This is a genomic window from Variovorax beijingensis (assembly GCF_007828835.1).
Lineage (GTDB): Bacteria > Pseudomonadota > Gammaproteobacteria > Burkholderiales > Burkholderiaceae_C > Variovorax > Variovorax beijingensis_A.
In genome coordinates this window covers 41,245-53,341 of record NZ_VIVL01000008.1, presented here as the reverse complement: position 1 = coordinate 53,341, position 12,097 = coordinate 41,245, and the positions used below count along the sequence as shown (strand labels likewise).

The 12,097-nt window shown below is 63.2% G+C and carries 12 protein-coding genes; all 12 read right to left on the bottom strand.

Annotated elements, in window-relative coordinates; genetic code table 11:
- Positions 1-4: 4 nt before the first annotated feature.
- Complete coding sequence (locus FB547_RS21865; RefSeq protein WP_145745781.1) at positions 5-910, bottom strand: metal ABC transporter permease; 906 nt, start codon at positions 908-910, stop codon at positions 5-7.
- Positions 911-921: 11 nt separating this feature from the next.
- The gene (locus tag FB547_RS21860; RefSeq protein ID WP_145745780.1) at positions 922-1,599 is read right to left on the bottom strand and encodes a metal ABC transporter ATP-binding protein; all 678 of its coding nucleotides are present in this window, start codon (positions 1,597-1,599) and stop codon (positions 922-924) included.
- A 13-nt stretch (positions 1,600-1,612) separates the two neighbouring features.
- Positions 1,613-2,545 carry a metal ABC transporter solute-binding protein, Zn/Mn family gene (locus FB547_RS21855; protein ID WP_145745779.1) on the bottom strand — a complete coding sequence of 311 codons (933 nt, stop codon included), beginning with the start codon at positions 2,543-2,545 and terminating at the stop codon, positions 1,613-1,615.
- Positions 2,542-3,192 carry a hypothetical protein gene (locus FB547_RS21850; protein ID WP_186454221.1) on the bottom strand — a complete coding sequence of 217 codons (651 nt, stop codon included), beginning with the start codon at positions 3,190-3,192 and terminating at the stop codon, positions 2,542-2,544. Before FB547_RS21850 ends, FB547_RS21855 begins: the two co-directional genes overlap by 4 nt.
- 122 nt (positions 3,193-3,314) lie before the next feature.
- On the bottom strand, positions 3,315-3,806 hold the full coding sequence (locus tag FB547_RS21845; protein WP_145745778.1) for a DUF6644 family protein: 492 nt from the start codon (positions 3,804-3,806) through the stop codon (positions 3,315-3,317).
- A 39-nt stretch (positions 3,807-3,845) separates the two neighbouring features.
- A complete protein-coding gene (locus FB547_RS21840) occupies positions 3,846-4,334 on the bottom strand; it encodes a DUF6644 family protein (RefSeq protein WP_145745985.1) in 489 nt (162 codons plus the stop codon).
- A 67-nt stretch (positions 4,335-4,401) separates the two neighbouring features.
- Entirely contained in the window at positions 4,402-5,883 is a 1,482-nt protein-coding gene (locus FB547_RS21835; RefSeq protein ID WP_145745777.1) for an alpha/beta hydrolase domain-containing protein, read from the bottom strand.
- Between the two features lie 72 nt (positions 5,884-5,955).
- A complete protein-coding gene (locus FB547_RS21830) occupies positions 5,956-6,723 on the bottom strand; it encodes a hypothetical protein (protein WP_209535080.1) in 768 nt (255 codons plus the stop codon).
- Between the two features lie 61 nt (positions 6,724-6,784).
- Positions 6,785-7,132 (bottom strand): DUF6152 family protein, encoded by a 348-nt coding sequence (locus FB547_RS21825; protein ID WP_209499599.1) that lies wholly within the window; start codon positions 7,130-7,132, stop codon positions 6,785-6,787.
- Positions 7,133-7,347: 215 nt separating this feature from the next.
- Entirely contained in the window at positions 7,348-9,468 is a 2,121-nt protein-coding gene (locus FB547_RS21820) for a TonB-dependent receptor (RefSeq protein WP_261380353.1), read from the bottom strand.
- A gap of 89 nt (positions 9,469-9,557) precedes the next feature.
- Positions 9,558-10,229 (bottom strand): cytochrome b, encoded by a 672-nt coding sequence (locus tag FB547_RS21815; protein ID WP_145745774.1) that lies wholly within the window; start codon positions 10,227-10,229, stop codon positions 9,558-9,560.
- 36 nt (positions 10,230-10,265) lie between these two features.
- Positions 10,266-11,720, bottom strand: a complete 1,455-nt coding sequence (locus FB547_RS21810) for an aldehyde dehydrogenase family protein (protein ID WP_145745773.1) — start codon at positions 11,718-11,720, stop codon at positions 10,266-10,268.
- Between the last annotated feature and the right edge of the window lie 377 nt (positions 11,721-12,097).

Genomic DNA, 12,097 nt, shown 5'->3' with positions numbered 1-12,097 from the left:
CGCTCTAGATGCCAGCGCTTCGGAACCGGGGCGCGCGGGCTCGAACGACGGAGGTAAAGACGAAGATCGCCGCAGCGACGAGGACAATCGCCCCGCCCGTGGGGACCGGGATATGCAGCTGCATCGGCAGCAGGATGCCGAGCACGCAGGACACCGTCGCGATGGCGACCGAGCGCGCGACCAATTCACCCAGTGAGCGGCTGACGTTGCGGGCTGCCGCCGCCGGAATGAGAAGAAGAGCTTCGACGAGCACGGCACCAATGATCTTCAGGCAGGCCACGGTCACCAGCGTGACCATGGCGACAAATACATAATCCACAAAGCGCACCCGCACGCCCCTTGCATGTGCCAGGCTCGGGTTGATGCTGGCCAGCAGCATCGCGTTGTACATCGGCAGTCCAATGCAGGCGCAGATCACCGTGACGACAAGCAGCACGTTCATGTCGGTGTGGTCGACCGCCAGGATGGAGCCGAACAGCACGCTTTCCATGACGTGGGTATTGATCTTTGCGGACACGAACAGCAACAGCGAGGCCCCCAGGGCCAGCGAGATCGACAGGAAGACGCCGATCAGGATGTCGTTGGACAACGTCGTGCGGTGCTGTGCGTACTTGAGCGTCAGAGAGAACAGCAGGCAGAAGGCAAACATCGAGACATAGGGCGACGTGTAGGACTCGCCGATGAGCACCCCGATGGCCACGCCCGTCATGGCTGCATTGCCGACAGCCTGGCTGAAGAATGCCATCCGCTTGATCATGACCATCGAGCCCAGCACTCCCAGCAGCGGGCCGATCAGCAACGTACACAGCAGCGCATTGATCAGGAACTCATACTGGAACGGCTCTGGCAAGGCACCTCGTTCGGCGAGTGCCTGCAACTGGTTGCGAATGAATTCGTATACGGGCGTCATTGGCTGGTCTCTTACCGAAAATGCGTCCAGTCGAGTGCTTCGGCGGGAGAGCCATGGAAAAGGACTTGACCATTGATACTGGTCACGCACTGGGCGAGACGCATCACCTGATCCAGGTCATGATTGATCCACAGGATGGTGACCCCACGCGCATGCAGTTCGGCCACCAGATCCTCGAGCAGCCGCATGCCCGGCCTGTCGACACCGGTGGTGGGCTCGTCAAGAACCAGCAGCCATGGCGCCGGAGTCAGGGCCTGTGCCAACAGGACGCGCTGCCGCTCCCCGCCGGAGAGGGCTCCGAAGGGGCGCCTGCCTGAGACCTGGACGCCGGTTCGCTGCAGGGCCGCGGTGCATGCTTCCCGGCCCGGTCGGGAGGCGCCCATGAAGGCGGGCCTGCGCTGACTGAGGAGCGCCATGACGTCATCTACCGTCATCGGCAAGTTGCGGTCGAACTCCGGCAACTGAGGAACGTAGCCGATCGGACCCACCACATCACCTTCGAGGCGGATATGCCCCGAATGCGGCATCTGGCCCAACAGGGCGCGGGCCAATGAGGTCTTGCCGCCGCCGTTCGGGCCGACCAGGCAGTGCAGCGCACCGGCCTCGACGCGGAACGTCACGTCGTCCAGAACACGCGTTCCACCCAACTGAAGGGTGACATGCTCGAATACCAGGGCCGGGCCACGCATCGGTCTTTCTCCTTCAACGGCGCGTGGACTCGATGGCCGAGGCCAAAGTTTGGAGGTTTTCGCGCATCTCCACTTCGAACCGGTCCGCGGTGTACGGTCCGCCGGTGATGTGAGAGAGCGCAAAGATCTTCACGCCCGTGGCTTCCTCGATTGGCTTGCCCAGGCCGATGGAGAAGTATTTTTCAGCGAAGAGCACGCGGACGTTCGCCTTCCTGATGGCATCGATCGTGTTGGCGAGCTGGCGCGCGGTCGGCGCAACGCCATGGCGCGGCTCGATGACCGCCGTCACGGTCAGGCCGAACTCCTGCATCAGGTAGTCGTAGCCCGCGTGTGTCGTGGCGCATCGGAACGACGACAGGTCGAGACTGGCAAAACGGGTCATGAACTCCGCACGCAGCCCCCGGATCCGCGCCGCATAGGCGGCGGCATTGCGCCGGTACGCGGCGGCGTTGTCCGGGTCGAGCTCTCCCAGGCGCCGGGTGATTTCGAACACTTGCTGTATGGCCGCGGTGGTGGACACGAAGGTGTGGGGATTGACGACCTTGGCGTCGCCCTGGTCCCCCGCGATCGGTATGAGCGCCACCGAAGCATTGGCGTAGATGAGCGGCAGCGTCCCCTTGCGTCCGGCTGCCTTGACGATCTCGAAGGCCCACTCGTCGTGCCCGATGCCGTTGACCACCAGCGCATCGAGTGACATGGCACGCGTGATGTCTTCCGTCTGCGGCTGATAGTTGTGCGGATTCGCATCTCCCGCGATGAGCGGGACCACCTCTGCCTTGTCTCCGACGATGTTGGCGACGAAGCTGTAGTAGGGGTGCAAGGTGACGCCCACCTTGAGCTTTTTACCCGCGGCCAGTGCCGGGCCGACCAATCCGCACCCCAGAAGCAGCAGGCACATCGTCGTCCCGCGCCGGCGCAGCGAAAGCTTCTTCGACGTGGCCGTCATCGAGCCTCCTTGATGCGCTCGACTTCACTCGCGCCGTTATAGGCGATGACTTGCCGCCATCCCTTGGCGACCAGTGCTTCGGGTTTGACGATCTCGGGGTAGGGCGCCAGGGCATCGGGATGGATCCAGATGGTGGCCTGGTTCGCCCACATCACCCCCGCGTGCGCATGTCCGATCACCAGCAGGTAGGCGCTTTGGGCCGGCGCCTTGCCAGCAGAGCCGTAGTAGACGGTGGCACCCTGACCCTGCGTGCCTTCGGACACAGCGTTCGGCGCCGCCGCGGCAGGCGTCTCACGATGGCCGCTCTCTGCGCCGGGCTGGCTGGCATGGGGCTGGTGAGCGCCGGGGAGGATCAATTGCCAATGCACCTCCCCATTCGCCTTCCAGAAGGTGTCCTGATAGAAGGGCGGGAGCAGCGTCCGCTGGGCGTCCGCGAGGGTGATCCAGCCGCCCGTGTCGTTGTTGAACCAGATGATCTCTTCCGAGGCGGGCAGCAGCGCGCCGTGAATGGCCTGGTCGGCGGGCCCGAGGCCGTCGAAGGACCTGATCTGCCAGCTGAGGGGTTTCGGGGGGGCAGGATGGGCGGGGCGCAACAGCACGTAGCCTGCCAGGCTGCCGACCATCGCCACGAACAGCAGAGGCATCATGAGCGTTTCAAGCCTGCCGGTGAGGGGACGCACGGTCCAGAGTCGAGCGCTCCCACCTTTCAAGGCCGGTGAGTCACCCAACGCCCGCCGGATGCTGCGCCCCACGAGACTGCCTCCCGCGCTCACGAGGAGAATCCTATCCATCGGCCGAGAACAATCACAACGATCCACAACCCCATCGAGCTCAATCCCGCGGCGCGCGCCGCGCGCGGCGGCGGCAGCAGTTCGTCCCATTCGCCGATCCGGCGATAGATGCCCAGATGGAAGATCGCCATGTTGATGCCGGCGAAGACCAGGATGGTCATCTTCCACCAGAACAGGCTGTTCTCGGCGTAGGTAGTGGCATTCGACGCGAACATGAGCAGGCCCGTCGCCACGGAGGCGATGAAGGCCACCCAGGTAAATGGCAGCAGCTCTTGCATCAGCCGATGGGCGCTGCAGCGGTGCGAGGCACAGCCGATGAGCCGCAGATCCACAATGGCAATGATTCCGAGCACCAGCGTGATCGCAATCACATGCACTGACTCGAGCGCCGGAAATGCCACACCGGTCTCTCGGATGAAAGTCGAAAGCCGGGAATCTTGAACGGCTTGGAGGATGGATTGAATGACCATGGAAGGTACCGGTGAGCGTTGCGTCAAAGAGGAGGCGACCTAGATCGTGTAGGCAATCCATCGGCCGCAGACGATCACGCAGCACCACAGGAAAAGCGATAGCCAGGAGATCGGCTTGACGAGGTGTACCCATCGAGCGCCACTGCCCTCCGCGTCCGGAGACAGGAGCGGACGCCGCGCGAGCCAGGTCAACGTGAAGGCGGCAACGACCAGCACCATCTTGAGCCAGAACGTCGAGTTCGTCAGAACGCGTTCAGGCTCACCGATGCTCATGACCAGCCCGGTGAGGAGCAGCACGATGAGCGCGCGCCACATCCACGGGAAATAGCGGCGAACGACTTTGCCCGGGGACTCATCCGTGGCCAGTACGCCTGCAAGGCGCAGATCGGAAACGAATGCCGAGCCGAAGATCACGGCGATCGCAATGATGTGGATGCACTGCACGGTCGGAACGATCCAGGACACGTCCCGGATCATGGTGCTGGGCGCGGACTCATAGAGCCACGCGATGAAGGTCTCCGAGGACATCTGTCGCCTTTCAATGAAAAGAATCAGGATTGGCTTGCCTGGCAGGCCGGGACCATGGAGCTTCTCGTCAGAAGTCACCTGGCTTCGCGATCGGGCGCAAGCTCGCGGCGTCTTCGGGAAGGAGATAACCCTCCTTGACAGACAGCGCCTTGGCCTCCTCGAACTTCTTTGCGTAGATTTCACCGGTTCCGTAGAGCTTGCGCAGCTGCGTACGCGAGTACGGAATCTTGGTGTCGTAGATCAGGCCGCAGCGGGTCTCCTGGTCGGTCATGTAGCGGCTGGATGGCACGCTGATCCAGGGGGGGCGGACGCCGCCGAGCATGTTGCCGGTTGCGGGGTCGCGCAGCACCGATTTGCCCTTGCGTGCCACCCGTGGCGCCTTGGGCATCGCTGTACCTTCGCGGACCCAGCGGTCCATGCCGTCGAGCAAGGCCGAGGCAAGCATTTCGACCGGCTCGTCGTACAAGGTCTGGCAGCGAGGATCGCGACCTTTGCCGACATCGGCGGCCAGCCGCTCTGAATGCTCCGTGCCGAGGTCCGCCAGGCGCAGATGCGGCATGCCGGTCACTTCGTAGTAGCGAAGTTTCGGACTGTCCGTGTCCGGCGGCAGCTCGATGCCCTCGATCGCGTCGTGCATCAATTCGGACTGGCTGTAGACCGTCACGAATGGCACGCCGTCGGGCATCTTGCGAGGTACGCGAATGGCGTCACCCCCGACTTCGCCGTAGGCCATGCGGCCAGTCATGTAGGCGTCGATCAGGGGACCACCATCGGGCATCCGCCATTGCTGGTGACGCCCTTGGTCGAGATAGTCCATCCACACCTGGGCCGTCACGGCCCAGCTGTTGACATACACGCGATGAACTTCGAGTCCGGTGAGCGGACCTTGTGGCGCATTGGATTTCAACGCCATCGCAAGCTGCGCCGCAATGGCCTGCGATTGCGGAACGAAGGGATCGGCAACGCTACCGCGCTTGAAGCGCTCGGGATCGGAGTACGTGCCCAGCGGTGCGTAGCGTGCGTAGTCGTACCGGCGCATGAAGTCGAAGTTCACGATCCGGCCGTACTGCCTGATGCCGTCGGCTTCCTCCGCCGCCATTTCGGAGATGAACTTGGGATCACGCTTTGGCTTGTTGATGTTCAGCGTGTAGCCGACGTAGGCGTATCCTCGCCGCAGCAGGTAGTCGCGGGTGAGGATCCAGCCGGCTCCACGCTCGCCGAACCAGCTGAACGGTTCGATCACCACGGTTCCATTGAAGCGTGCCGGGTCGATCGGCTTGCGCACGAGAATGCGCGTGGTATATGGGGCTTGCAGCAGCGTCTCGCCTGCGGCGGTGATGGCTGGCGCGATGCCCGAAAGGTAGTACTCCTCTTCGACATACCCGTGGCGCGCCAGGTCGATGTACTCCGTGCCCCTGCGCTGCGCCGAAGACAAGGGCACCTTGCCGGAGGGGGGGACTGCCACGATCGTGGGCGTGGTGGGAACCTCCGCCCACGACAGCCCGGAAACGCTGAGCGAAACCAAAGCGCTTTGCAGCACGGCACGCATCAGACCGCTCGAGATCCAATTCATTTCAGTACGTCCGCTCTTGGGATGGAGTGAGGGGGCAGGGCGGCGGTGTCAGTTGCGACGAAGGGCGGTCTTTCCCTCGCTGTCGATCACGATCTGGTTGTTCTCACAGACGTATTCCTGGATCCTGTAGTCGGACCTCTTGTATTCGAAGGTGAAGCGATACGGCGCGTTAAGAACTTCCGGATCCTCGATCACGATCTGGTTCTCGAGATGATCGGGATCCTTGAGCCGGATTCGCTCCGTGATCTTCATTTCCTTCCCATGCGGAACGTCGTACAGCCGCGCCTCGGGCCGAATACCTTGGGTCTCCACCACGAGCGTGTCGCCCTCCCACCGCCCGCGCGATTGCCCTTGGAACGTGGCCTCCAGGTTGTCCTTTGACGGCATCGGTTCGGTCAACAGGATGCGACGTACTTGCTGGAGATACTCGCCGAGCACGACCACTTGCTTGTTGTTCTGAATAATCTCGATCGGAAAAAGCGCCGCCATCAGCGTGGGCATTCCCTCCGGGAGGCACTTGCTGCTCGTTGTGGCAAGCGGGGTCCCGGCTTCGTTGGCCTCAGCCTGCTTTTTCTTCAGCGTCTCGTATTCACTGAGGAAGGGCTCTTTCAGGTCGATCTTTCCGCCTGGCAATACAGGGTTGTCCGGATCCTCGCCAAACCAGTCGTCCGGTGTTCTTTCCCACGTTCCGCTGATGCCGAGCTTCTGCGCTTCTGCAGGACCACCACCGCGTTCGGAGGCGATGAACGTCACTGCGGCAGCTGCGGCGATGAACAGGGCCAGCAAGCCCGCACGAGAGCGTCGTGTCATTGTCATATCGATATCTCCACCCGGCGGACGTCGTCGGTCTCAGTACAAAGGGCTGGGCGGCGCGTCATCATCCTCCCCCCGTCAGAACCACGCTGCCGATCTTGATCTCGATGAGCAACCCTCCAGGATCACCGTTCTTCAGCGGGTGAAACGACACCTCTGCTTTGTCGCCAACCTTGATCGAATCGGATTTCCAGCCCGATCTGGCCAGGGCGTTGATGCTTCCGGTCTCGACCTTGTATCGCTGGGCCGGCGTGCCCTCTGCATCCACGTAGATCGTCACGTGGGGATTCGTCCAGTCGAACCGACCGACGAGGCCTTTGACCGCGGTGGTCTTGGTTCTGTCGAAAATGGCAAAGGAGTGATGTGCCGATGCAGTCAATGGCAGCAGGCCCGATGCGATCACTGCCAGCACGAGGCGCCTTCTGATTGAGGACGGCGATAACCTCGGATGTCTCATTGCGGGTGTCTCCACTCTTGTATTGATCTGTGGCCTCTCAAAATGCCACTGCGCCATCGCGATGCATGCCAAGGTTAGGCCGCTTCGTGATGTGGCCTTAGCCCAAAACGGCAGTTCGTCCTGAGGCTAGGGAATTCCCCAATCCGCGCCTGCTGTACAGCAGGCGCGGATCAGAAGCTCGCTCGCGCCGTGAGTTGCACTGTGCGCGGAGTACCCAGCAGCCAGCTTGTATTGGCGGTGCCTGTCAGCGCGTAGTCGCGATTGGCCAGGTTTTTCACGGACAGGCTGAACCTGAGGTTGGGTGAATGTTCGTAGGCCAGCGACGCGTCTAGTACCACGTACGACGGCAGCTTCGTGGTGTTGGCGGTGTTGCCCTGGCTCTCACCCACGTAGCGCGCGCCGAAGCCCAACTGCCATTGCGGCAGGAAGCGCCACGTTGTCCAGATGCTGGCCGTGCGCTCGGGCACGCCGGTGGGCGTCATACCGTCGCGCGAGACCAGGGCGCCCGAGACCAGTTCCCTGAAGTCGTCGTAGCGCGCCCGCAGGAAGGCGGCATTGGCGTCGATCGTCCAGCCGCGCACGGGCTCGGCCGCGAAGGCCAGCTCGATGCCGGTGGACGACTGCTGGCCGATCTGCTGCGTGACGTTGGGATTGCCGGCATCGCGCGAGAGCAGGTTGCGCTTTGCGATCTTGTACAGTGCCACCGTCCATTCGCCGCGCACGGCGGGCACGGCGCCCTTGGCGCCTACCTCGACCTGGCGGCCCTTCGTGAGATCGAAGGTGTTGCCGCCTCCGGGCAGCGACAGTGCGCCCGAAAGCGGGTCGGTGCCGGTGCCGAACTGTCCGTAGAGCGAGAGCGCCTCGCTGGGCGACCACACGGCGCCAAGACGGCCGGTGATGGGCGAATACTTCTTGACCAGGTTCACGCCGCGGCGCAGGTCCGTGCTGTGAAGTTCCATGCGGTCGCTGCGCAGGCCGGCCACGAGCCTCCACTCCCGATTCAGGTCGAGCGCGTTCTCGGCAAACAAGGCGGTGGTCTCCAGCTCTGACGCGCGGCCCGGAATGGTGGGAACAGGACTGATGAAGACGCCAGGCGCGAAGTTGTAGGGGTCTCCCGCACTGGCGCCCCCATAGGGCGAATTGTTGGTGTGCACGAGCCGGGTACGGTACCAGTCCAGGCCCACGATGAAGCGGTTCTTCAAGCCGCCCAGCGTGCCGTCGAAGGTCGCGTCGAATCGGTTGCCGGTCTGCTCCTGGTCGTGCAGGATCTCCAGGTAATCGCTGCGGTCCACGCTGGTTCCCGGGGTACTGAAACTGTAGTCCTCGGCGTTGCGCCAGTGCCGGGCGGTGGTGAGGTGGTAGGTCTCGTTGCGCAGGCGAAGGCCGGCGGCGACCTGATAGTCCACCTTGGCGCGCCAGACGCGGTCGTTGTACTTGACCACTGAGTCGGAGACGTTGAAGTTCGTCCGGCGCAGCCGCTGGTCCAACACACCATTGCGCAGCGGTGTACCAAAGTAGCGCGCGTCGTCGTTCACGCCGCCGTCGAGGGAGAGGGTCACGCTCATGTCGCGGCTCGCGCGCACCGCCAGTGCCAGCGCGTAGTTGCGGCGCTGCACATCCATGAACTGGCGATAGCCGTCGCTTCTTTCTGCATCGAGGTAGACCGAATAAGCCAGCACATCGTTGATGGGGCCGCGCAGGCCCACGCCCCCTTGCACAGCGCCAAAGGAGCCAACGCTCAGGAAGGCCTCGCGCTCGGTGCGCTCGAAGCCGGGGCGTTTGGTCACATAGTTCACAGCCGCGCCGATGGCTCCATCGCCATAGAGCACCGACGCAGGGCCTCGCAGGACCTCGACTGACTCCATGGGCCAGGTCGAGAAGGGATAGGTGACGGTGCCTGCTGCGACGGTGAGGCGTGTTCCGTCGATCAACTGGGCCACCGAGTTGTGGCCGACGAAGCCGCGCGCAATCAAGCTGGTCCCGCCATTCCCCGGAGCGGGCGCTTCGCTGATGCCGGGCATGCGCACGGCCACGTCCTGCGCACGCGTGAGATCACGCTCGGCGATGTCGGCCGCCTCTAGACGGCTGACGCTGGCCGGTGTCTCGCGTGCAGTGAGGCCCAGGCGGGAGCCGGTGCTGTTGGGCGCATCGAGCGACAGGGTGCTGCCGGCCTCGGCCTGCGTATCCGTCACCTGCACGGTGGGCAGTTGAGCAACAGAGGGCTCTGCCAAGCTGGTCTGCGCAATGCAGACCACCACGGATAGGAACAGCAGGTTCCGAGCTTCTTGCATGAAACGATCCTCCATGACCCCGGTCTTCTGACCCCGTCCGTTTCCGCGCCGGGCATCGGCCGGTCGAACCGCGCCGGAGCTCTTGCACATCAAGGGTTGCAGCGTTTTCCCGGGTGGGCGTGCGCCGGAACGACCTGGGGTCGCGGCTTCAACGGCAGCATCCGCCGCAGCACGGCATCCTTGCGAACGAAGTGATGCACAAGAGCCGCAGCGACGTGCAGCACCACCAGCGGCCATGCCAGCCACTTGCCGCAGAAGCTGTGAATCGACCACATGATGTCTTCCAGGTCTTTGACACTCAGGCCGAAGAGGTCCCGGACCCAGGCCGCAAAGGCCGTGTCTCGACATGCCGGAATCACGAAGAGCCCGAAATCAGTCGGGTGATACGTCGTCATGTAGCCTGTCACGGGCATAAGGATGAGGAAGGCGTACAGCGCCCAATGGGCCACGTCCGCGGCGAGATGTTCCAGGCGTGAACCGGGGACGTGGTGGGGGACGCCTCCCCAGAGCCGCCAGACGAGCCGCGGCAGCGTGAGCACGCCGATGGAGATACCCAGAATCCAGTGGATATTGAGGAGCGGGATGACCCGGTCAGGCTCCGGAGCGATGCCGAAGAGTGCCGGCTTGATACTTGTTTCCGGATCGACTATCCAGATCACATAGTACGCAATCACATAGGCGGTGATGAATGCCCCCGCTGTGAACCAATGGAACAGCATTGAGGCATTTCCGTAAGCGTCGATTCTGTTGCGCCAACCCATCGCAAGCTCCTTCTTCTTTTGGCTGCAGCACCAAGGTCAGTTTGGCAACAGCACGGTGACAACCTTTTCTTCGGTATACGCGAGGGCACCGGACAACCCGCCCTCGCGGCCAATGCCGCTCGTCTTGAGTCCACCCCATGGCAGGTTCGCATCCAGAGGGCTCCAGCAATTCACGCCAACGGCTCCGACCTTGAGGGCGGCTGCGACGCGGTGAGCGCGCGCGAGGTGGCTGGTCCACACTGTGGCGGCCAAGCCATAGGCGGAGTCGTTGGCCAGATCGATGGCTTCCTTCTCGGTGTCGAAGACGATGATCGTCCCCACGGGACCAAAAATCTCTTCCCGCGCAATCGTCATTGAGTTTGTTGCGTTGGCGAAGATGGTGGGCTTCACGAACCATCCTCTCTCAGGCTGCGACACACCGCCGGCAAGGAGTTCGGCGCCTTCGTCGAGGCCAATCTGCACGTAGCGATTCACACGGTCGAACTGCGCCTTCTTGGCCACTGGGCCCATCTGCACACCGGGTTGGCGCGGATCCCCCACGGTGATGGAATTCGCCGCCTCCGCCAATGCAGCCGCGAATTCGCGGGCGATGCCGTGCTGCACGAGGATCCGCGATCCAGCCGCGCACACCTGCCCCTGATTCACGAACAGGCCCATGGCGCAGCCGCGCAGTGCCTCCTCCATGGAGGCATCATCAAATACGATCTGCGGACTCTTGCCACCCAGTTCCAGTGTGATTCGCTTGAACAACGGAGCTGCGATGCGCTGGATGGCCCGTCCCGCTTCGGGGCTTCCAGTAAAGCTGATCTTCGCCACGTCGGGATGCTCGCAAAGCGCACGGCCGACCACCTCACCGTAGCCCGTGACCACGTTGATCACGCCGTCGGGAAAGCCCGCCTCCTGCGCGAGGAGAGCCAGATGCAGCGCGGATTGGGGCGTTTCCTCTGACGGCTTCACCACCACGGTGCAGCCCGCCGCCAACAGAGCGGCCAGCTTCCATGTCGTGATCATCAGGGGCGAGTTCCACGGCAGGATGGCACCGACCACGCCGATCGGCTCCCGGATCGTGTATGAGAGCGTCCGATTCCCCATATAGCCGCCCGTAGGGATGGCGCGGCCTTCAAGGTGGTTGGCCCAGCCCGCTGCGGCACGCAAGTTGGCCACGGCATTGGGAACGTCCATCATGCGGGGCTCCATCGGCGAGCGTCCGATGGCATTGGCATCCATGTCGGCCAACAGCGCAGTGTCGCGTTCGACGAGGTCGGCCAGCTTGCTCAGCAGGTGGCCGCGTTGCGCTCCGCTGAGTAGCTTCCAGGCGCCGCTTTCCAATTGGGCATGCGCAGCCGCTACGGCGCGCTGCACGTCCTCGGACGTGCCGCGCGCTGCGGTGGCATATTCCAGTTCGTCAACAGGACTGACGAGGCTCATGCGGGCATGGTCCGAGGCAGGGACCAAAGCGCCCTCGATAAAGTGATTCAGTTGCAGGGTCATGGGTGATCTGCCAGATGAAAATCGCACAAATGCCAGAGGCTCTGGCAGGTTGAAGAAAGTCGCGCCGAACTCTGGGCGCAGGGCGAGTGTGCGTTTGCCTGTGTCACCCGCGTTAGCCCAAATCAGCAACTGGACGAAGTCGCCAGCGGAGCGGGCGGCGTCAAGTGCCGCTTGAACTTGACCGCCTGCGAGCGGCACATCGACTTGCGCCGAAAGACGCGCGCGCAGCGCCGCGACAATTGAATAGAGTCAAGAGGTGCATGCGGGCCAGCGATGCACCCGATGGATGCGCGTGTCTCTTCGAAGGTGCGGTAGACACGCCGACGAGCGCACTCGCAATCGCGTAACCCAGTTCAGGCGCGATGGCCGTGACGGGG